This window comes from Bacillus pretiosus, assembly GCF_052947655.1.
The window spans coordinates 3,463,928-3,484,459 of record NZ_CM129593.1 but is presented as its reverse complement, the minus strand read 5'-3'; the positions used below and the strand labels follow the sequence as shown (position 1 = coordinate 3,484,459).

The 20,532-nt window shown below is 35.1% G+C and carries 19 protein-coding genes and 2 pseudogenes; 13 read left to right on the top strand and 8 right to left on the bottom strand.

All coding sequences use genetic code 11. The annotated features are described in order from the left end of the window. Nucleotides 1-31: 31 nt before the first annotated feature. The 3 genes from ACU8YW_RS17795 to ACU8YW_RS17785 all read right to left on the bottom strand — a co-directional run bounded on the left by ACU8YW_RS17795 (nucleotide 32) and on the right by ACU8YW_RS17785 (nucleotide 2,603). Nucleotides 32-520, bottom strand: coding sequence for a YxiF family protein (locus ACU8YW_RS17795; protein WP_137035228.1), 489 nt, complete (start codon nucleotides 518-520; stop codon nucleotides 32-34). Between the two features lie 22 nt (nucleotides 521-542). Further along, on the bottom strand, nucleotides 543-1,460 hold the full coding sequence (locus ACU8YW_RS17790; RefSeq protein ID WP_106383427.1) for a WXG100 family type VII secretion target: 918 nt from the start codon (nucleotides 1,458-1,460) through the stop codon (nucleotides 543-545). A 462-nt stretch (nucleotides 1,461-1,922) separates the two neighbouring features. Then, a complete protein-coding gene (locus tag ACU8YW_RS17785) occupies nucleotides 1,923-2,603 on the bottom strand; it encodes a DUF3994 domain-containing protein (RefSeq protein ID WP_426934058.1) in 681 nt (226 codons plus the stop codon). 614 nt (nucleotides 2,604-3,217) lie between these two features. Here ACU8YW_RS17785 and ACU8YW_RS17780 point away from each other — a divergent pair. The 5 genes and pseudogenes from ACU8YW_RS17780 to ACU8YW_RS17760 all read left to right on the top strand — a co-directional run. Next, nucleotides 3,218-3,382, top strand: a pseudogene (locus ACU8YW_RS17780) (helix-turn-helix domain-containing protein); the annotation flags it as partial. Between the two features lie 166 nt (nucleotides 3,383-3,548). After that, the gene (locus ACU8YW_RS17775; protein ID WP_097908054.1) at nucleotides 3,549-5,162 is read left to right on the top strand and encodes a long-chain fatty acid--CoA ligase; all 1,614 of its coding nucleotides are present in this window, start codon (nucleotides 3,549-3,551) and stop codon (nucleotides 5,160-5,162) included. Nucleotides 5,163-5,285: 123 nt separating this feature from the next. After that, nucleotides 5,286-5,861: a biotin transporter BioY gene (locus ACU8YW_RS17770; RefSeq protein ID WP_001093321.1), complete on the top strand. Its 576-nt coding sequence runs from the start codon at nucleotides 5,286-5,288 to the stop codon at nucleotides 5,859-5,861. A 65-nt stretch (nucleotides 5,862-5,926) separates the two neighbouring features. Then, on the top strand, nucleotides 5,927-7,390 hold the full coding sequence (locus ACU8YW_RS17765) for an acyl-CoA synthetase (protein WP_097908055.1): 1,464 nt from the start codon (nucleotides 5,927-5,929) through the stop codon (nucleotides 7,388-7,390). Further along, complete coding sequence (locus tag ACU8YW_RS17760) at nucleotides 7,383-8,474, top strand: acetyl-CoA C-acyltransferase (protein ID WP_097908056.1); 1,092 nt, start codon at nucleotides 7,383-7,385, stop codon at nucleotides 8,472-8,474. The genes ACU8YW_RS17765 and ACU8YW_RS17760 overlap by 8 nt, the downstream gene beginning before the upstream one ends. A gap of 7 nt (nucleotides 8,475-8,481) precedes the next feature. Here the strand turns inward: ACU8YW_RS17760 and ACU8YW_RS17755 are convergent, their stop codons facing one another. Then, nucleotides 8,482-9,063 carry a DUF6434 domain-containing protein gene (locus ACU8YW_RS17755; protein ID WP_097908057.1) on the bottom strand — a complete coding sequence of 194 codons (582 nt, stop codon included), beginning with the start codon at nucleotides 9,061-9,063 and terminating at the stop codon, nucleotides 8,482-8,484. Nucleotides 9,064-9,167: 104 nt separating this feature from the next. On the opposite strand from ACU8YW_RS17755, the gene ACU8YW_RS17750 reads away from it, so the two are divergent. Beyond that, nucleotides 9,168-9,611 (top strand): NUDIX hydrolase, encoded by a 444-nt coding sequence (locus ACU8YW_RS17750; RefSeq protein WP_088064192.1) that lies wholly within the window; start codon nucleotides 9,168-9,170, stop codon nucleotides 9,609-9,611. Nucleotides 9,612-9,655: 44 nt separating this feature from the next. On the opposite strand, the gene ACU8YW_RS17745 is transcribed toward ACU8YW_RS17750, so the two are convergent. Next, nucleotides 9,656-10,858, bottom strand: coding sequence for an alanyl-tRNA editing protein (locus ACU8YW_RS17745; RefSeq protein ID WP_179861945.1), 1,203 nt, complete (start codon nucleotides 10,856-10,858; stop codon nucleotides 9,656-9,658). A 134-nt stretch (nucleotides 10,859-10,992) separates the two neighbouring features. Between ACU8YW_RS17745 and ACU8YW_RS17740 the strand changes: the two genes are divergently transcribed. Both ACU8YW_RS17740 and ACU8YW_RS17735 read left to right on the top strand, forming a co-directional pair. Next, nucleotides 10,993-11,400 (top strand): hypothetical protein, encoded by a 408-nt coding sequence (locus ACU8YW_RS17740; protein ID WP_000965140.1) that lies wholly within the window; start codon nucleotides 10,993-10,995, stop codon nucleotides 11,398-11,400. Nucleotides 11,401-11,466: 66 nt separating this feature from the next. Next, a pseudogene (locus ACU8YW_RS17735) lies at nucleotides 11,467-12,705 on the top strand (MDR family MFS transporter). 92 nt (nucleotides 12,706-12,797) lie between these two features. Here ACU8YW_RS17735 and ACU8YW_RS17730 read toward each other — a convergent pair. Continuing rightward, nucleotides 12,798-13,184 (bottom strand): Hsp20/alpha crystallin family protein, encoded by a 387-nt coding sequence (locus tag ACU8YW_RS17730; RefSeq protein ID WP_048544065.1) that lies wholly within the window; start codon nucleotides 13,182-13,184, stop codon nucleotides 12,798-12,800. A 124-nt stretch (nucleotides 13,185-13,308) separates the two neighbouring features. Next, nucleotides 13,309-13,431 (bottom strand): small acid-soluble spore protein P, encoded by a 123-nt coding sequence (locus ACU8YW_RS17725; RefSeq protein ID WP_000517650.1) that lies wholly within the window; start codon nucleotides 13,429-13,431, stop codon nucleotides 13,309-13,311. A gap of 121 nt (nucleotides 13,432-13,552) precedes the next feature. Here ACU8YW_RS17725 and ACU8YW_RS17720 point away from each other — a divergent pair, with 121 nt between their 5' ends. Together ACU8YW_RS17720 and pdaB are read left to right on the top strand one after the other, a co-directional pair. Next, nucleotides 13,553-13,816: a hypothetical protein gene (locus ACU8YW_RS17720; protein WP_001146295.1), complete on the top strand. Its 264-nt coding sequence runs from the start codon at nucleotides 13,553-13,555 to the stop codon at nucleotides 13,814-13,816. A 46-nt stretch (nucleotides 13,817-13,862) separates the two neighbouring features. Continuing rightward, entirely contained in the window at nucleotides 13,863-14,588 is a 726-nt protein-coding gene (gene pdaB / locus ACU8YW_RS17715; protein ID WP_097908063.1) for a polysaccharide deacetylase family sporulation protein PdaB, read from the top strand. Nucleotides 14,589-14,628: 40 nt separating this feature from the next. Here pdaB and sspO read toward each other — a convergent pair whose 3' ends face one another. Then, complete coding sequence (gene sspO, locus ACU8YW_RS17710; RefSeq protein WP_000518053.1) at nucleotides 14,629-14,778, bottom strand: small acid-soluble spore protein SspO; 150 nt, start codon at nucleotides 14,776-14,778, stop codon at nucleotides 14,629-14,631. 291 nt (nucleotides 14,779-15,069) lie between these two features. Between sspO and acnA the strand changes: the two genes are divergently transcribed. The 3 genes from acnA to ACU8YW_RS17695 all read left to right on the top strand — a co-directional run bounded on the left by acnA (nucleotide 15,070) and on the right by ACU8YW_RS17695 (nucleotide 20,525). Then, nucleotides 15,070-17,793, top strand: a complete 2,724-nt coding sequence (acnA, locus tag ACU8YW_RS17705; protein WP_048544062.1) for an aconitate hydratase AcnA — start codon at nucleotides 15,070-15,072, stop codon at nucleotides 17,791-17,793. A gap of 283 nt (nucleotides 17,794-18,076) precedes the next feature. Then, nucleotides 18,077-18,718: a CPBP family intramembrane glutamic endopeptidase gene (locus tag ACU8YW_RS17700; protein WP_426934057.1), complete on the top strand. Its 642-nt coding sequence runs from the start codon at nucleotides 18,077-18,079 to the stop codon at nucleotides 18,716-18,718. Nucleotides 18,719-18,812: 94 nt separating this feature from the next. After that, nucleotides 18,813-20,525 carry an ABC transporter ATP-binding protein gene (locus ACU8YW_RS17695; RefSeq protein WP_446893986.1) on the top strand — a complete coding sequence of 571 codons (1,713 nt, stop codon included), beginning with the start codon at nucleotides 18,813-18,815 and terminating at the stop codon, nucleotides 20,523-20,525. Nucleotides 20,526-20,532: the final 7 nt, after the last annotated feature.

The window sequence follows — 20,532 nt, the reverse complement described above, 5'->3', positions numbered from 1 at the left end:
TAAAGGAGCCGGCCTTATTTACTTTCGTATTTTAAACTGTTGTTATTCCCCACATACTAAATTCATAATGATACTCTGTTCTTTCAACACATAATCCGAATTCTAAATCGTCACCAACTAATACAAAGTCGCCATTTCCATTTAGAAATCCTGATTCGATTGATAAATTTTCTAGGTTATCAAACACTTCGTTGATATTCAGTTTAATTGCCTCAAGGTCATATTCCGTAAAGAAAAATAATCTTCCTTGGTTAACCGGGAAATCAATATTTTTAACGGTTTCCTTCAACAGTTCTATTGATAGAGTGATATTTTGTTCATAATTTGAATCACCAAATATTTTTTTGTCCGAAACCTTTTCTAACTTACTAAATAATTCTTTACAAAATAAATCATTTGATTCTGCGTCCATAAATGATTCTTTAGAAATAGTAACAAGATTAGAAAGTTCATTTATAAGTCCTTTTCTTCGATTGTTCCTTTTAAGAATCTCCATGCGATTTTTATCTAGAGTACTCAAAATTTTTAACTCCTTTAATCACTTATTTTTTACCTGACTTGTTGTATCCCTCGAGATTTTCAGGATAATGTCCTTTAAGTTGATCATATCTTCCTTTTTCTAGTGGATTTCCTTTTTTATCAGTTGCAAGGTGGAAATGAGGACCCCTACCCATTTTATCTTCCCGGTGCTCAATGATAAATCTTTTTTGGCCCTTAAAATTAGTATATTCCTCTACCAATCTATTTTCACTTGTTCCATCAAACACATGAATAGGTTTTTGGTGTGGAGTGGAGTTAGGAATTCCAGCGTCCCGTCTTGCCTTTCGATATGCACCGTTACGAGTTAATAATTTGTCTTGTCTCTCCAGGTGAGCTTTATAATTTTCAGTGGCCTTAGCAGCTTTAGCGGCCTCAGCGCTTTCAACAGCCTTAGCTGTCATCTTAACACCTTTACCAACTTTAGCGAGTTTTCCGACTGGTGTAAGGCCAGCTACAGCCATGACACCTGCCCCAGTACGTTCCCACCACGAAAGTTTTTCGCCAGTAGATGGATCAATACCATCCCAAACACGACGAACATCATATTCACCACTTATTTCACCAGCAATATCTCTAGCTAATTTTTTACCATCAAAGCCATTCTCTTCAGAAGAAGGTTTACCACACATTGCACCTTCTTCTATTGTAACATCTTGATTATCTGTGTTACGGAATTTTTCAGCGATTCGTTTCAAATCTTCTTCTACTTGTACAAGTGAATTGATAGATGTAAAAGCTTTTGGTCGCGCATCATTGAACATTCGAATGAACTGTTGATTAGAGGCACCAATCCATTGAAAACACAAATGATCAATTTCATTACATAAATTATTATGTATAGATTCTAATGCGATTCTGGTATTATTTGCACGATTAGCAACTTCTTCTAGCATTTCAGGTGTTACTTTGATTTGAACCATTTCTTTCCTCCCTTTCCCCAATTAAAATTATGAGATAAAAAGAAAAAAAGTAAATACAGAAACTTTAGATTAGTATAATAATATTATGTAATATAAAATCTGCTTAATTGTAAATAAAGACTATGTATATGTTAAATGTTTTCTTACAAAAGAATAGTTTTATGAACAAAAATAAGAGCCGTCTTTTGACGGCTTTTTTATTTCTATGTAATTAAAATTTACTTTTAGATAATGCTTTTAATATAGGATTAATGATTTTGCTTAATAAACGAAATGCGTTGAAGATTGAACGAGTGACCTTCATAAAGTTAGAGTTCTTTTTCATTCGATATGTACCGTCCTTTACATCTGATTATAGATCAGATATCTTCTTAACTTCTTTTTCTTTGGCTTTAAAGTCTTTTTTATATTGTTTAAAGTCCTTACGATCCACTCTAAACTTCTCACCAGTAGCTACATTAACTACTTCACTTTCTTAGCTTTTAATATGTTTTCTTTTACATCCTCCATTTGAAAAACGTCATTTTTAAATGACTGTATAGTGTACTCTATACTAGAGTTAAGAGTGTCTTTATCCTCTTCCTTACCATCTTGCACATATTTATCAATTGCAAGATTAAGCTTTTTAGTGTCTGAATCGTATGTCCATTTTCCTTTTATATAGTTTTTCTTATGGTCTTTTGTGTCTCTACTTTCATATATAGTGTATGAACCGTCTTTCTTCATGTCTAAACCTAAAGAAAATCTGTTATAACTATAAATACCCCAGTAACCTACTAACTCTTTACCGTTTGGAGATAACTCAATAACTCCATCAGTAAGGTCTGTAAAGTATGAGTCTGAAAGAAAACCTTCGATGTTATCATCGTTTGACTCACTTACTTCTGACTCAGATACTTCTATTTCTACTTCATCTTTACTCTCTTCTTTTTCAGAATTTATATTTGCTAATGCACCTCTTAGTTGTCTTTCAATTTCTTCATCACTATAGTGCATTTGCTTCATGTGTTCTACCATTTCATCTGCTTTAAACTCTTTATCCACCTGTCTATACTCTGATTGAGTAAGTCCGTATGTTTCTAGCGTACAACCTGCTAATAACATAACAGGTAAAGCTAACGTTAGTAGTTTCTTTGCTTTCATTATGTATACTCCTTTTTGAAATAATTGTAATTAATATATGGGAAATATAACATAAATTACGTAAATAAGATATACGAATATTTCATCCTTAAGAGGGGTTTTGAGCGTTTTAACAATATGGAAACATGTATTACGGTTGGAGAGAATCCCGCTCCGTATGCTTTTTGAAAAATTCCCCTTATTGGTTTCTTAGCGTTTTGGAGTTTTTTATGCTCCCATAAACTCTTTATCAAAGTAGAACTTGTCCATTAAGTTATTTACAATCCCATTGAAATAAGGGAATTTAACCTTATTCATTTTTGCCCCTCTTTTTCTTAGTAACGCCCCACCTTTGCCCCGCTTTTTAGAACAGAATAGAAAACAACTGAAAAAGCGTATCACTAAAAACCTTGATATAATAAGAAATCTGAAAGGACAGAAAAACAAATAAAAGGGGTGTACCTATTTATAGGACAAGGGCAATAGAAGAAATAAAAAAGTGCTAACAAGTTTGCAAACGAACTTGCTAACACCTATACAAACTAGACATAAATTATCGCTGATATGTCATTAATAAAAATAAACATAACCAAGTAGATAGTACTAATATGAAATACTCATAAAAATAACAATGATATTATCCGTACTGTGTTGTACTTATTGCGATTGGAGTCTATCTTTTTGTTCGTGTTGTAGGAGTGTGGGAGATATATCGAATTTTAGTAGAGAATAAAGAATATAGCAATCGTATTATTTTTAAAATGAAAAAGAAAGTAAGAAAAAAGGTAGATAGTTTATAAAAAATAAAAAACATGTTTCGAATCAATGTATTCAAAACATGTTTTTTATCGTTCTGAATTATTTCCAAAGAAATAATTCAGAAAATACGGAAAAATGTCGTAATCACTTGTAGAAGTCTGTTATAATGAACGAAATGAAAACGCTTTAAAGGGGGATATAACCAATATGATGATGAATGTACCGTTAACAATTAGTTCTATGATGGAAAGAGCAGAAAAACTGTTTTCAAAGAAAGAAATTGTTTCACGGACACATGATACAGTTACGACGTTAACGTATAAGCAGTTAGGTGAAAGGACGAGAAGGCTTTCTAGTGCGTTACAAAAGCTTGGGATTAAAGAAGGCGAGCGTATAGGAACGTTAGCGTGGAATCATCATCGACATGTGGAAGCGTATTTTGCTATTCCTGGTATTGCTTCCGTTTTACACACAATTAATATTCGTTTATCTCCTCAACATATTTCATACATTATTCAGCACGCAGAAGATCGAATTCTACTTATAGATGAAGATCTCGTACCACTTGTTGAAAATATTCAATCACAATTATCAACTGTACAAGCCTACATTATTATGACTGATAAAGATGAACTTCCCAATACTACGCTAGAACCTGTATATCATTATGAAAAGCTATTAGAAGAAGGCGATCCAACTTTCCAATTTGTAAAAGATATTGATGAAAATACACCTGCTGGTATGTGTTATACGTCAGCGACTACAGGAAACCCAAAAGGTGTTGTATATACGCATCGTAGTACTGTATTGCATTGTATGGCACTCGGTTTAGCGGATACAGCTGCTTTATCGGAAAGTGATGCGGCGATGGCAATTGTACCGATGTTCCATGTGAACGCTTGGGGGCTTCCTTTTGCAGCTACTTGGTTTGGAACTAAACAAGTACTGCCAGGACCAATGTTTACTCCAAAAATTTTATTAGAGATGATTCAAGCTGAAAAAGTAACGATAGCAGCAGGTGTGCCGACAATTTGGCTCGGTGTATTACAAGAGTTAGAAAATAATAGTTACGATTTATCTAGTGTAACGAGAATATTATGCGGTGGTGCTGCTGCACCGAAAAGCGTTATTAAAGCATTTGAGCAAAAATATAATGTTCCTTTCGTACATGCATATGGTATGACTGAAACAAGCCCACTCGTAACACTTGCACGTTTAAAAAGTTATGAAACAGAATTATCATATGAAGAGCAATTAGAAATCCGCTCAAAACAAGGGTATCTTGTCCCTGGTGTAGAGATGAAAGTAGTCGGTACAAATAGTGAAGTGAAGTGGGATGGTACGGAAATGGGAGAACTATGTTTACGAGCACCATGGATCGCTGAAAGTTATTATAACGATGAACGTACTGTCGAAGGTTTTCGTGATGGTTGGTTATATACAGGAGATGTCGTTACGGTTGACGAGGAAGGCTGCGTGAAAATTGTTGACCGTACGAAAGATGTTATTAAAAGCGGAGGTGAGTGGATTTCTTCAGTTGACCTTGAAAATGCATTAATGGCACATGATGCTATATTTGAAGCAGCTGTCGTTGCCGTTCCTCATCCGCAGTGGCAAGAGCGACCAATTGCCTGCGTCGTTCAAAAGAAAAATAGTACAGTAACAAAAGAAGAAATATATGAGTTTTTAAAACCACAGTTTGCGAAGTGGTGGTTACCAGATGATATTGTATTTATGGAAGAAATACCGAAAACATCTGTTGGGAAGTTTTTAAAACAGGCGCTTCGTAAAGAACTTGAGCATTTGCATAAAGAGAAATAATTGAAAAAATATTTGTAAACCTATATTTAAAACAAGTTGACAAAGACTAAATAGAAAGATAATATAACTCCTATAATATGTTATCTGAAAATCATTTTAAGTTTACAAATAGGAGAAGCAAATATGAATACAAAAAACTTAGTTTTCGTCGCTTTATTTAGTTCTATTATGGGAGTGTTAGGGTTAATACCTCCAATTGCTCTTGCTATTACACCAGTTCCGATTACATTACAATCACTCGGTGTTATGCTTGCTGGTGGATTGTTAGGATCACGTCTTGGTGCGTTAAGTCAGCTTATTTTCTTACTTATAGTTGGAGTTGGAGCACCATTACTTGCTGGTGGACGCGGTGGTCCAGGCGTATTTGTTGGGCCAAGTGCAGGATATTTACTTGGTTATATCGTTGGAGCGTTTGTCATTGGTTATTTAATTGAGCGTTTACGTGAAGTTTCTATAATAAAGGTATTATGTATTAATATAATTGGTGGTATTTTCGTAGTTTATGTATTTGGTATTATTGTACAAGCTTTCTTTATGGATGTTTCTATATGGCAGACGATGAAAGTAAGTGCCGTATTTTTACCAGGTGATTGCATAAAAGCGATTATAGCAGCAATTCTTGTAACGAAATTACATCGTTCATTGAAACATATTATTACGCCTGCTCTCAAGAGTGGGAAATATACAAATGCGGGATAAGAAAGAGAAGAAACACGTTCATTGCGTGTTTCTTTTTATTATTTTGTAAAGAAAGGACGTCTCAAATGGGGATTACAAAAGAATATAAAAAGTATGCCTCTTTACAAACAAATAAAATAGCAATAAAGGAAAATGATCGAGTATTAACATTTAAAGAATGGTTTGAGTCAGTATGTAAAGTAGCAAACTGGTTGAATGAAAAAGAATCGCAGAATAAAACAATAGCAATTCTATTAGAAAATAGTATGGAGTTTTTACAACTATTTGCTGGTGCTGCTATGGCCGGATGGGTTTGTGTGCCGTTAGATATAAAGTGGAAACAGGATGAGCTCAAAGAAAGAATTGCGATCAGTAATCCGGCTATGATTGTGACAGAGCGATATAAGGTAAAGGATTTACTGGATGAAGAAGGAAGAGTAATTGAAATTGATGAGTGGAAAAGAATGATAGAGAACTCTCTGCCTGCATATGCCCCTGTAAAAGATGTACAACATGCTCCGTTTTATATGGGATTTACATCAGGATCGACTGGGAAGGCAAAAGCATTTTTACGTGCACAACAATCGTGGGTTCATAGTTTTGATTGCAATATACATGACTTTCATATGAAAAAAGAAGATTCTATTTTAATAGCTGGGACGCTCGTTCATTCTCTTTTTTTATACGGCGCAATAAGTGCATTATATGTAGGGCAAACGGTGCATATTATGAGAAAGTTTATTCCAGATCAAGTACTGGAAAAGTTAGAAACAGAAAATATTTCGGTCATGTATACAGTTCCGACAATGCTAGAATCTTTATATAAAGAAAATAGAGTAATAGAAAATGGGATGAAAATTATTTCGTCAGGAGCGAAATGGGAAGCTGAAGCGAAAGAAAAAATAAAGAGTATATTTCCTTATGCACAAAAATATGAATTTTACGGTGCATCGGAACTAAGTTTTGTAACAGCACTTGTTGATGAAGAGAGCGATAGAAGGCCAAATTCAGTAGGAAAACCTTGTCACAATGTTCAAGTTCGAATATGTAACGAAGCAGGAGAAGGAGTACAGAAAGGCGAGATAGGAACTGTTTATGTGAAAAGTGATCAGTTTTTTATGGGCTACATATTGGATAAGGTTTTAGTTCCAGAGTTGACTACGGATGGCTGGATGACAGTGCGAGATGTAGGTTATGAAGATGAAGAAGGCTTTATATACATAGTGGGTAGAGAGAAGAACATGATTTTATTTGGAGGAATTAATATTTTTCCAGAAGAAATAGAAAGTGTATTACATGAACACCCAGCTGTTGATGAAATAGTTGTAATTGGTGTGAAAGATAGTTACTGGGGTGAAAAACCTGTCGCCATTGTAAAAGGAAGTGCTACGAGGCAACAATTAAAAAGTTTTTGCTTACAACGATTATCCTCGTTTAAAATACCGAAAGAATGGCATTTTGTAGATGAAATACCGTATACAGATAGTGGGAAAATCGCTCGTATTGCAGCAAAAAATATGATTGAAAACCGGGAGAAGATATATGAATAGAGCGGTTATTGTAGAAGCGAAAAGGACACCTATTGGTAAGAAAAATGGGATGTTGAAAGATTATGAAGTTCAGCAATTAGTAACGCCGCTTCTTACGTTTTTAAGTAAAGGGATTGAGAGAGAAATAGCCGATGTCATATTAGGGAATATTGTGGGGCCGGGAGGGAATGTTGCAAGATTATCTGCTTTAGCGGCAGGACTTGGTTATCATATTCCTGGTGTAACGATTGATCGGCAATGTGGTGCCGGATTGGAAGCGATTCGCACCGCATGTCATTTCATTCAAGGCGGCGCAGGTAATTGTTATATTGCAGGAGGAGTAGAGAGTACAAGTACATCAACTTTTCAAAATAGAGCACGATTTTCACCAGAAACAATTGGTGATCCTAATATGGGAGTGGCGGCTGAATATGTTGCAGAGCGTTATAATGTAACGAGAGAAATGCAAGACGAGTATGCTTGCCTTAGTTATAAACGGACACTGCAAGCATTAGAAAATGGATATTTACAAGATGAAATACTTTCTTTTAATGGACCTTTAGATGAGGCTATAAAACGAGAAATGAATTATGAAAGAATGATTAAAAGAACTAAGCCCGCATTTTTACAAAATGGTACAGTAACGGCAGGTAATTCGTGCGGTGTAAATGACGGAGCATGTGCTGTTCTTGTAATGGAAGAGGGGCAAGCCCGAAAACTAGGATACAAGCCTGTTCTTCGTTTCGTCCGCAGTGCTGTAGTTGGAGTGGATCCAAATCTTCCGGGGACTGGTCCGATATTTGCGGTGAACAAATTATTAAACGAAATGAATATGAAAGTAGAGGACATTGATTATTTTGAAATAAATGAAGCATTTGCTTCAAAGGTTGTTGCTTGTGCAAAGGAGTTACAAATTCCTTTCGAAAAGTTAAATGTAAATGGTGGTGCAATTGCGCTCGGTCATCCGTACGGTGCATCTGGAGCTATGCTTGTGACACGTTTGTTTTATCAAGCGAAAAGAGAGCATATGAAATATGGAATTGCGACGTTAGGAATTGGTGGTGGAATAGGGCTTGCGCTATTATTTGAGAAAGTAGAAAACTAGAAAGGGACTAGTTTTCTACTTTTTGAGGAACATAAGCATTGCTACCAGGTTTTGCTTTTATTTCATTCCAAGCAGCGATAGCATCAGCTTTTGATTTCCCTTTGTTATTTGGATCTTCGAAAAAGTCGCGAGTGAAACGATTGTATTCAAACTGCGCGCTAATAGTTGTTTTGTATGTAGGATCTTTTTTTCGTTCGTTTTCTTCATACCAAAACGTTAGCGCGTCTTCATATGTTTTTCCGACATTCTCTTTAAAAAACTTTTGAAGAGCTACTGTAAAGCGGAAGTTTGCTCCGATTTTTTCTTTGAAAAAAGCACGAACTTCTTCGCTGCAGCGGTGATTGTTAGTAATAATCGTTTGAAGAGAAAGTTCTTTATAAGAGAGGGAAGCTTTACTCACCTTTTGACGAGAGTTGTTTTTTAATATTTTACCAGTATGTAAATAATGTGAGATACGCTCGGTTATTTCAATCTTAGAGCCACTAGCTGGCAAACCATGCTCACGACAAAATGTTTGGAGTTCTGCTTTTAACCAATAAAAGTTTTGGAAATCTTCAAGTGATATAGACTTTGTTAAAGGTGGACGCATAGATGTAACAACTTCTTTCTTCCATAATTTTCTTTAATTATAAAACGTATGTTCTTTTTGTGGAAGGATTAATTTGTAAATATAACGGGAAGAGGAGATTACATATGGAAAGTGTAATGCAAGTTCGTGTTACGGGAATTTTAATTGAAGATGAAAAAGTATTGCTAGTAAAGCAAAAAGTTGCTAATCGCAATTGGTCTTTACCTGGGGGAAGGGTAGAGAATGGTGAAACGTTAGAAGAAGCGATGATTCGAGAAATGAGAGAAGAAACAGGATTAGAAGTTAAAATTAAGAAGCTACTCTATGTTTGTGATAAACCAGATGCTAGTCCATCTTTATTACATATTACGTTTCTGCTTGAAAGGATTGAAGGTGAAATTACGCTACCTTCTAATGAGTTTGATCATAATCCAATTCAAGATGTGCAAATGGTACCGATTAAAGATTTAAGTCAATATGGTTTTTCGGAAACTTTTATAACTCTTATAAGTGAAGGTTTTGCAAGTGCAGGGAGTTATCAAGGCTTGAAACAAAATATAGGCTTGTAAATATAGTTGAAGGATAGCAGTTAGCTATCCTTCATAAACATGTTTTACACTTCTGACTGTAAAGAAGAAACAAGTTGATTTAAAAATTCGTCCCCGGTCATAACCGCTTTTCCGCCGCCGCGAGCACTCTTTTTATTTCCGCCACCTTTTCCTTCAATTGTAGGAAGTGCCTCTTTTAAAAGAGCATTCATATCGAGCGTGACTGTTTTTCCACAAGCGAGGATGCATTGTAGTTTGTCCTCATTTTCAATAACGAAATATGTAATGGCATGCTCTTGTTGTTCTGTAATAATGGCAGAAAGCTTTGCGATTTCTTGCATAGAACGATTTGTAAATACTTTAGAAATAAGTATGCCGGCATGTATTTCCGTAGGCTGTTGAACTAGTTCATTTGCCTCTGCAAATAATAATTTTTCATTCATTGTTTGTATTGCTTTTTCATTTTCTTTTTGAGAAGTAAGAAGTTGTGCTACTTTTGCTGGGATATCACTCTCGCTACTGTTTAATTGTTTAGAAACATCTTTCATAATTTGTAGTTGTTGGCCCATTAAATTTAGTGTGCGCCAACCAGCGATAAACGTTAATCGTATGCCACCTTTATTGCGCTCCCACCCTAGTACTTGAATAGGACCTACTTCACCTGTACGTTTCGGATGCGTTCCGCCACAGCCGTTGTAGTCGAAGTTCTCAATTATAACAACACGTATATTTTCTGTTATAGTCGGTTCTTTACGAAGAGGTAACGTTTTCGCTTCTTCTAAATTCATCCACAGGGTACGGATTGGATGGTTTTCAAAAACAATTTTGTTTGCAATTTGTATTGCCTTTTCAACTATCTCTGCATGAAGATTTTCTGTTTCTAAATCAATTGTTACCGTTTCTTTACCAAGGTGGAATCCAATCGTAGGTATGTTAAAATGGTCCCAAAAAGCAGCAGATAAAATGTGTTGAGCCGCATGTTGCTGCATATGATCAAAACGGCGCTCCCAATCAATTTTACCTTCTACTTCTTCTGTATGTAATTGTTCGGTAATGAAGTGGCGGATTTCGTCATTGACTTCTTTAACATCGAGTACAGCAATTCCATTTAAAGTTCCAGTATCATGGGGCTGCCCGCCACCTGTCGGATAAAATGCTGTTTCATTTAAAACAACGTATAAGTTACCGTCTTTATCATAATCTTGCTTTATGACTTTCGTAGTAAAGTCTTTTTTATAAGCGTCAGTGTAATATAATTTTTGCTCCAATTTTCTTTCCCCTTTCGTGTTCACTAGTTTCATTGTAAAGCAATCGAAATTAGTTTCCTAATATTTCAGAAGAAAGAAACTATTTTTAGAATTTTCTTGCTATAATAAGAAGAAAATGCGGGGGTGGAATGAATATGTTATATGAAAACGGCGTAGATAAACTGCTTAGTTTAAGCAAAAATATTTCTGAATTGTATCGAGAATTAAATGAAATGACCCGGATTTTAACGGATTGTAATCGAGAAAGTGTGAAGTTTGATCGGTTATATGTAAAAGAGGTACTGTGGAAGAAAGAAGATGTAATAGAGAAATATGATCAGCTGCTTGTGCAACTTTGTATAAATGAATGCTTTGATTTAAAAAGTGTCATTACAGGGGAGTATAAGTATACATATGAAGAAGTAGAAAATATCGTTTTACAATTTAATGAGAAGTATAATGTTGCAATTTTAATTAAAGATGTTTGTAAAGAATTACAGTTTACATATGGCATAGATATGGATATAACGAGAACAGCTCGGGTATCAACAGCTCAAGTATAAAAAGGGAAAAGAAAGCAGATCCTTTGCTTTCTTTTTTTTGTAAGAACAGGGAGAGTAGGTTTAACGATGAAAGGGAAGTTACAAAATATTCATCCGTTAGGAATGACAATTATAATAGGGACTTTATTTGCGAGGTTCGCCACGTCAATGAGTATTCCTTTTTTAGCAATTTATTTAACGACTGTTAAAGGTGTATCAGCTGGAATGACGGGTGCTATTATCGGAACGAGTGCACTTGTTGGAGTGTTTGCTAGTTTTATCGGAGGGAATTTATCGGATCGATTCGGCCGAAACATGATTATAATATGGTCCATGATCGTTTGGGTGTTTGTATTTATAGGTTTTTCATTTGCAAATCATGTTTTAAGTTTCTTTTTATTAAATGCTTTGAATGGATTATGTCGGTCTTTTTTTGAGCCGACGTCAAGAGCATTATTATCAGAGTAAACGAAACCAGAGTATCGTTTACTCGTATATAATTTGCGTTACGGTGCAATAAATGTTGGAGTAGCGATTGGCCCACTTGTCGGATTACAGATTGGAAGTGCAAAATCTACAATTCCTTTTTTAGTAGCAGCTGGAGTATATATTCTATATACAGCTATATTAGCATTCCAATTTAAGAAGTATCCAATTGAAAAAAAGAAAGTAAATACAGAAAAGCCTGTCACAATGTTAAATGCAGTTCGTATATTGCGAAAGGATGTCGTATTTTTAGTTGCTTTAGTCGGTATTATTTTGAGTAATTGTGGCTTTTCACACTTAACGACAACAGTATCTCAATATTTTGCGAATTCACATATATTTCAGGATGGAGTGACATTGTTTTCGTATATGTTAGCTTTAAATGCGATTGTTGTAGTCGTAATTCAATACCCTGTTATTCAAATATGTAAAAAGTATACACCGTTAACATCAATTATGGTTGGAACTTTATTTGTGAGCGGGGGGTTGTTTGGATTTGGAATAGCAGAATCTATGCTAGGTGCTGCTATTTGTACAATTATTTTTACAGTTGGAGAAGTTTTAATGTTTTCCATGACGGATGTATTTATTGATGATATAGCTGTTTCACATTTAAAAGGAACATATTTTGGAGCAATGGGATTTTCAGGGATTGGAGCAGTAATTGGTCCATGGTTTGGAGGAGTGCTTCTCGATTACTACGGGTATCAAAATGGGTTTGTAGTATTTTCAGCACTAGCTATATTTTCAACTGTAGCATTTCCTGTACTTGTAGTTACAAAAGGTTTATTGAAAAAAAGATATGATAGAAATTGTAATTTAGAATTAGATGCGAAATAAAATAAGCCCCAGCAGATGACTGGGGCTTATTTTTGTATTTATCCCGCTATTTGCGGGCAGTAAGAACCCATTGATTAAAGCTTTACTTTATTTTAATTCTCAATTTGAAAAAGAACTTTTTCTTCATGTTTATTAGCAACTTCATTTTTGGAAATATGAATGGCTAAATATCCATTCTCTAAGCAGGCTAGCATCTTTTTATAAATAATAGTAGCGGGTAAAGGGATGATCCGCTGCAAAGAAATATTTTTATGAAGTATGCAAATATTTAGGCCTGTCTCCATCTTTTTAATAACTACATTTTGTTCGGATACATTTGGTACATCTGTTTCCAAAATGTATTCTTGTTCAGTTTCACAAAGGTCAATATGAATTTGATTTGGGAAACTAAAGTTACTACAAGAATCAGAACAAAATTGATCCATCCATTCTTCGAAACCATCAACATGAAAAAGACAATCCTTCTTTTTCTTGCCCATGTAAGACACCCTCCGTAAAATCTCAATTCATACTATGTTATGCATGAATGAAGTAGGGGTGAAGAATAAATGGAAAAATATAAACATTGTATGTGGCAAAGGTAGCTAGTGTGAGCCTTTTGTTTTACATATCATGATGTGCATGATTTTTTTGGCGTGAATGGTTACGGTTTTTTACTTTATGAGATCCGCTTAATGGTTCAGGTTGTCCCTTTTTTTCTTTCGCTTCACGATTGTTTTTTCCCATTGTATGTGACACCTCCTCTTTCTCTTTAGAATGAGAGAAGTTTGCAAATTTATACGAGAATGTTTTTAGAAAAAAAGGTAAAGATAAATGGGACTAACTATTATGGAAAGGGGATTATATAATGCCATATCATAAAGATAAACAACAAGCTTTTCAAGCAGCGCAGCAAGGAGTTACACAAGCAGAAAACGCATTTAATAACATTGTAAAAAATGATCCAAACTACGGTCATGATTTAAAAGAGTTACGCCAAGAGGTTCAGGAAGCGTATGAACAAATTCAAAATGCGTTAGAGGTAGCTTCAGAAACACAACGCCCACAACTTGAGCAATACGAAAATAATCTCCAAAACATTATGCGAAATGTAGATCAATTAGAAAAGTAAATGAGATTGTTGTGTATTCGACAACCTTATTACTTTGACGAACGTTATGCTAAAACAGAAGATTTTTCTATTCGTTTTTTGTTTATTATGCGCATTACATATATTTCAAGTTGAAAAAGTGGAAGCGAAAATGTTGCTCAGAAAAGAGCTAGAACCAACTGGCTATGTAACGTGGGAAGTACCTAATAATGAAAAGATTATTGCCATTACATTTGATGATGGCCCAGATCCAACTTATACACCGCAAGTTTTACATTTATTACGTCAATATAAAGCAGAAGCAACATTTTTTATGATTGGATTTCGAGTTCAGCGTAATCCATATTTAGTGAAACAAGTGTTAAAAGAGGGACATGAAATTGGAAATCATACGATGAATCATTTATATGCGAGTAATTCATCGGATGAAAAATTAGAAAATGATATTTTAGATGGAAAGAAATTTTTCGAAAAATGGGTGAAAGAACCTTTACTATTCCGTCCACCTGGCGGATATATTAACGATGTTGTATTTAAAACAGCGAAAGAAGCAGGTTATCAAACTGTTCTATGGTCGTGGCATCAAGACCCGCGTGATTGGGCAAATCCAGGGGTTGAATCCATTGTAAATCATGTAGTAAAAAATGCTAAAAGTGGAGATATCGTATTGTTACATGATGGAGGAAATGATCGTAGTCAAACAGTAGCAGCATTAGCAAAAATTTTACCTGAGCTGAAAAAACAAGGATATCGATTTGTAACGGTTTCAGAATTACTACGTTATAAACATTAGAAAAAATCCCAAAAGGAAATGGACCTTTTGGGATTTTTCGTTACTGGTTCTTTTTACGTTTTTTATTATTTTGTCGCTCTGCTGGAGTTAAAGGCTCGTTTGCAAATTCTTCATTATAACCAGCACCTTGTCCTTGTGCAGATGCCGCATTCATTCCTGAAATAGTATGATTTGCTTTTCTTTTACCCATTTTATTTCACCTCTATAACTTTTTTTGTATGTTGAATGATGAGCAGTTCATAGTATGTATGAACTGTAAGTAAAGCACTAATAGAGCACTTTACTTTATGGTAATAGTATTCATAAGGAGCGTGAACACTATTCAAATTTAGAAACATAAAGAAAACTTATGATAATCTATAAGTTTCTTATTATTTACTTATTTAGAAAGTTGTAATAAGATATTATCGTAAGGTATTGAAAAGTTTGTCTACATTTTATATTCAGACAACTTAGTCACGTTTAACAGGGGGGAAACATAATGGTCAAACATAATCCATTTCAATCACGTGCAACTTTTGAATTAGATGGAAAAACGTATCATTATTATGATTTGAAAGCGCTTGAAAACGCAGGGGTTGGCAACGTATCTCAATTACCATATTCCGTGAAAGTTTTACTTGAATCAGTACTTCGTCAAGTAGACGGACGTGTAATTACAGAAGAGCATGTTACAAATTTAGCGAAATGGGGAACGAAAGATGTGCAAGATATCGATGTTCCATTTAAACCATCTCGTGTAATTTTACAAGATTTCACTGGTGTACCAGCTGTTGTAGATTTGGCTTCGCTTCGTAAAGCAATGGCAGATATGGGCGGGGATCCTGATAAAATTAATCCAGAAATTACTGTAGACCTTGTAATTGACCACTCTGTACAGGTTGATAGAGCGGGTACGGCAGACGCGCTTGCATTCAACATGGACTTAGAGTTTAAACGTAATGAAGAACGTTATAAATTTTTAAGCTGGGCACAAAAATCATTTGATAACTATCGCGCAGTGCCACCAGCTACAGGTATTGTACACCAAGTAAACCTTGAATATTTAGCACCAGTTGTTCATGCTGTGAAAAATGCTGAAGGTGACTTAGTTGCATACCCAGATTCATTAGTTGGAACAGACTCACATACAACAATGATTAACGGTATCGGGGTTCTTGGATGGGGCGTTGGTGGTATAGAAGCGGAAGCAGGAATGCTTGGACAGCCTTCATACTTCCCAGTACCTGAAGTAATCGGTGTGAAATTAACTGGTACACTTCCAAGTGGTACTACAGCAACTGACGTTGCATTAAAAGTAACACAAGTATTACGTCAAAAAGGTGTAGTTGGTAAATTCGTTGAGTTCTTCGGTAATGGACTAAAGAGCATGCCTTTAGCTGACCGTGCAACAATTTCAAACATGGCACCAGAATACGGTGCAACTTGTGGATTCTTCCCAATTGACGATATTTCATTAGAATACTTACGTTTAACAGGTAGAGATGAAGAGCAAATTCGCATTGTTGAAGAATACTGTAAAGCAAATGGTTTATTCTATACAGCAGACAGCAAAGATCCAATTTACACTGATCTTGTTGAAATTGATTTAAATACAATCGAATCTAACCTTTCTGGACCGAAACGCCCACAAGATTTAATTCCACTTTCAGATATGAAAGATGCGTTCCATAAAGCTGTTGTAGCACCAGTTGGAACACAAGGACTTGGATTTAATGAGCAAGAGTTCGATAAAGAAGTGAAGGTTACATTAGAAGATAAAGAAGTAACGATGAAAACAGGTGCAATTGCAATCGCTGCAATTACAAGCTGTACAAATACATCCAACCCATACGTATTAATTGGGGCAGGTCTAGTTGCGAAGAAAGCAATTGAAAAAGGGCTTGTAGTACCTGAGTACGTAAAAACATCATTAGCACCAGGATCTAAAGTTGTTACTGAATACTTAGATAAATCAGGTTTAACAACATATTTAGATCAATTAGGTTTCCAAACAGTTGGTTACGGTTGTACGACTTGTATCGGTAACTCTGGTCCGTTAGCAGAGGAATTAGAAGAAGCAATCGCAGCAAACGATTTATTAGTAACATCTGTTTTATCTGGTAACCGTAACTTTGAAGGTCGTATTCATCCACTTGTAAAAGCAAACTACTTAGCATCACCACCACTTGTTGTGGCATATGCACTTGCAGGTACTGTTGATATTGACCTGAAAAATGATGCAATCGGTAAAGATGCAAATGGCAATGCTGTTTACTTCAACGACATTTGGCCATCAGCTAAAGAAATTGAAGATGTAGTTCAAAACGTTGTTACATCTGAACTGTTCAAGAAAGAATATGCACAAGTATTTAACAGCAATGAGCGCTGGAATGAAATCCAAACTTCAAATGAAGCTTTATATACTTGGGATAATGATTCAACTTATATTCAAAACCCACCGTTCTTTGAAGGATTATCTAAAGAGCCAGGTGAAGTTGAAACGTTATCAGATTTACGCATAGTTGGTAAATTTGGAGACTCTGTAACGACAGACCATATTTCACCAGCAGGTTCAATTGGTAAGCATACACCAGCAGGACGCTACTTATTAGAAAACGGCGTACAACCTGTTGACTTTAACTCTTACGGTTCTCGTCGTGGTAACCACGAAGTTATGATGCGTGGTACATTCGCGAACATCCGTATTAAAAACCAAATCGCACCAGGAACAGAAGGCGGATACACAACATATTGGCCAACTGGTGAAGTAACATCAATCTATGATGCTGCTATGAAATATAAAGAAGATGGCACAGGCCTTCTAGTTATTGCTGGTAAAGATTACGGTATGGGAAGTTCTCGTGACTGGGCTGCGAAAGGTACAAACTTATTAGGTATTAAAGCGGTAATCGCAGAAAGCTTCGAACGTATTCACCGTAGTAACTTAGTATTAATGGGTGTATTACCACTTCAATTTAAAGATGGCGAAAGCGCTGAAACGTTAGGTCTTGTTGGTAACGAGTCATTTGAAATTCAAATTGACAAAACAGTTAGACCACGCGATCTTGTAAAAGTAGTTGCAACTGATGCAGATGGCAACGAAAAACAATTTGAAGTAGTAGCTCGTTTCGATAGTGAAGTAGAAATTGACTACTACCGTCACGGTGGTATTCTGCAAATGGTTCTTCGTGAGAAAATTGAAGAGTCTAAAGTGTCGAACTAAAAGATTCAACGATACTTGTTGAATGTATATATTAAAAAGGGATGAGAGTTTCTCATCCCTTTTTAATATGAAAAAATAACGGCATATTTAAAGACCTTCGAGTGGAAAAGTTATTGCTAGTTAATGTGAGATAGACGAAAGTGTTTTGTGAAATTAAGGGAGAATTAAAGTTACATATCTCATGTTGATGGTAAAATTAAATAGAAGGAATATTCAGGTGATAAGATGTTTTTTAAATAAAAAAAGAAATTAAAAATAATAGTTGCTGCAAAAGAGGTGGGATATGAACAAAAGGTATTGGGGATTCATAATTACTTACATATTGCTTTACTTGTCCATTTATTTATTCGAACCGATATTTATAAATTTATTTAATTTAACAATGGAAGCGGCCGATGCTTATGGTAGGATCTTAGGTTATTTTTTAGCTTGTATTGTAATATTAATATTGATGAAACCTGATATTAAAAGAGTTTCTTCTAATGCTTATCCCCCTAAAAAAACGATATTATGGTGTATCTACGGTGTTCTTATTTATTTTTTAGTCCAGGCTATTTATGGAATAATAACTATTGCTGTATTTAATATGAATCCTAACTCAGAACACTCAGAAGTGATAAAAACTAAATTTATATCATTTCCATTTCTAATAGTGAACATTGCAATCTTCGCTCCAATAATGGAAGAGATTTTAACCAAAAAAATCATTCTTGATACGTTACGAAAACGAACAAATGTCTACATTGCTTGCTTAATTACATCTCTTGTATTTGCATTGCTTCATATGGAGCTAGCAAGTGTTATTCCCTATACTTTAGCAGGGTTGGTATATGCTTTTTTATATGTGAAAACGGATAGATTAATTGTTCCTATTGTTGTTCATATGACAATAAATACACTTGCGATTTTAATGAAAATTATATAAGAAAAGAAATGAAAATCGGCATTTAATAGATCATTTGTAGAAGCATTACAGATAAAATTTTAAAAATTAATAGGAGCAAACAAAAAGGAAAGGGATGAAACCATTTGGTTTCATCCCTTTCCTTTTCTTTTCTTATAAAAAAATTGGAGGAATAACAATGAATGAGTATAGAAGAATCATGTTGCCGTTATTAAAAGAAAAGCTATTGCTAATTAGTGCGATTTGTAGCGGGATAGTCGCTGCTATTTTGAATTTATCTAGACCGCTTTTAATGGGATTAATTGTAGATAACCTTATTCAACGAGAGTTAAAGGAGGTGTATCTTTACATTACTTTGTTTGCAGCTAGCCGCTTGTTGATGTGGGTGAACAATCTTTCATTTGATTATGTAAGTTCAAAAGCTAGTCAGCGAATATTACGAGAGAAGCGTATAGATGTATTGCGTCATTTCTTCTCATTACCGTTTGAAGAGAGTGAGAAGATTAAGGGAGGAGAGTTAGAGACATTAGTTGTGTCTGATATTCCGAACTGGGTCAGATTATATGGATCTATATTAATAGAATATATACATGCTATTGCCCAATTTATTGGCGCAATCATAGCACTACAACATATAGATATAAAGTTCATATTGTGGGTAGCTCCGTTTTTATTTTTAAGTGCAACGGTTCCGATGTTGATGGGGAAAAAGGTAAGAAATATCGCCAGCATTGCTCAAAGAAATCAATCAAGTGTTGTAGAGATGGTGTCACAGTTTGTAAAAGGAGCACAAGATTTACGTAGTTTGCAAAAAGAAAAATGGGCCATTCGCTTATTTAAGGGAGTAGCGGCACAATCTTATAAAACAGAAGTAAAGAAGACGATGATGCAACATTGCATTGGAGTAGTTGGAACCGTGATTGAAACAGGGGCATATATCGTTGTTCTCATTATAGGCGTGCAGAAAATAATGAAGGGGGAAATGGAAGTTGGTTCAATTGTTGCCGTGTTAGCCACAATTGAAATGCTCTTTTTTCCAGTCCGCTACGTTGGCGATTTATTAATGATGACACAAGTTGCAGTTGCTTCGGCAAATAGAGTTTTTTCCTTTTTAGATAAACGAGTGGCAAATAGTAAGGTGGAAAAAGCGATGGGGATAACGGTAACAAATGTTTCATTTCAGGAGAGTAATGAAGAGAAATGCAGAATTCATAATATTGATTTGCAAATTAATCCTGGTGAACTCGTTATGATTGTAGGAGAAAGTGGTGCAGGAAAGACGACACTTTTAAAATTAATGATAGGGTTGTATAAACCATCTAACGGTAACATTGTTTATTATGGTAATGTGGCTCGTATGACGACAGTGTGGCAAGAACCTCGTTTCTTTCGGACGACAGTAAAAGAGAATATGTATTTCGGGGGAAAGTATCTAGAAAATCAGTTAGAAAAAAATATGGAACTTGTAAATGTGAAACCGATTATTAGTGATTTACCTAGGGGGATTGAAACTGTACTACATAAAAGCGGGGAAGAGTTTTCTGGAGGGGAAAGAAAACGTCTTGCATTATTACGCGCTATTGGTTCAAATCCGAATCTTATTATTTTAGATGAACCGACTGCGGGATTAGATCCGGGCAATCAAGAAACTGTTTGGAATATGATAGAAGGATTAGGAAGAGGGGTCACGAGAATTGTGGCAACACATGATGTAGAGAAAGCGATACTAGCAGATCGTGTTGTTATAATGAGAGAAGGAAGTATTGTTGCATGTGGAAGTCCTGAAAAATTAATAAATAGTCATTCGTTTTTACAGAGATATGAATAAAGATAAG

Excerpts from the sequence above, each read along its gene's own strand:
- ACU8YW_RS17790 (WP_106383427.1), bottom strand. The coding sequence starts at position 1,460 with ATGGTTCAAATCAAAGTAACACCTGAAATGCTAGAAGAAGTTGCTAAT.
- ACU8YW_RS17785 (WP_426934058.1), bottom strand. The coding sequence starts at position 2,603 with ATGAAAGCAAAGAAACTACTAACGTTAGCTTTACCTGTTATGTTATTA.
- ACU8YW_RS17775 (WP_097908054.1), top strand. The coding sequence starts at position 3,549 with ATGATGATGAATGTACCGTTAACAATTAGTTCTATGATGGAAAGAGCA.
- ACU8YW_RS17770 (WP_001093321.1), top strand. The coding sequence starts at position 5,286 with ATGAATACAAAAAACTTAGTTTTCGTCGCTTTATTTAGTTCTATTATG.
- ACU8YW_RS17765 (WP_097908055.1), top strand. The coding sequence starts at position 5,927 with ATGGGGATTACAAAAGAATATAAAAAGTATGCCTCTTTACAAACAAAT.
- ACU8YW_RS17760 (WP_097908056.1), top strand. The coding sequence starts at position 7,383 with ATGAATAGAGCGGTTATTGTAGAAGCGAAAAGGACACCTATTGGTAAG.
- ACU8YW_RS17755 (WP_097908057.1), bottom strand. The coding sequence starts at position 9,063 with ATGCGTCCACCTTTAACAAAGTCTATATCACTTGAAGATTTCCAAAAC.
- ACU8YW_RS17750 (WP_088064192.1), top strand. The coding sequence starts at position 9,168 with ATGGAAAGTGTAATGCAAGTTCGTGTTACGGGAATTTTAATTGAAGAT.
- ACU8YW_RS17740 (WP_000965140.1), top strand. The coding sequence starts at position 10,993 with ATGTTATATGAAAACGGCGTAGATAAACTGCTTAGTTTAAGCAAAAAT.
- ACU8YW_RS17730 (WP_048544065.1), bottom strand. The coding sequence starts at position 13,184 with ATGGGCAAGAAAAAGAAGGATTGTCTTTTTCATGTTGATGGTTTCGAA.
- ACU8YW_RS17725 (WP_000517650.1), bottom strand. The coding sequence starts at position 13,431 with ATGGGAAAAAACAATCGTGAAGCGAAAGAAAAAAAGGGACAACCTGAA.
- ACU8YW_RS17720 (WP_001146295.1), top strand. The coding sequence starts at position 13,553 with ATGCCATATCATAAAGATAAACAACAAGCTTTTCAAGCAGCGCAGCAA.
- pdaB (WP_097908063.1), top strand. The coding sequence starts at position 13,863 with ATGCTAAAACAGAAGATTTTTCTATTCGTTTTTTGTTTATTATGCGCA.
- sspO (WP_000518053.1), bottom strand. The coding sequence starts at position 14,778 with ATGGGTAAAAGAAAAGCAAATCATACTATTTCAGGAATGAATGCGGCA.
- acnA (WP_048544062.1), top strand. The coding sequence starts at position 15,070 with ATGGTCAAACATAATCCATTTCAATCACGTGCAACTTTTGAATTAGAT.
- ACU8YW_RS17700 (WP_426934057.1), top strand. The coding sequence starts at position 18,077 with ATGAACAAAAGGTATTGGGGATTCATAATTACTTACATATTGCTTTAC.
- ACU8YW_RS17695 (WP_446893986.1), top strand. The coding sequence starts at position 18,813 with ATGAAACCATTTGGTTTCATCCCTTTCCTTTTCTTTTCTTATAAAAAA.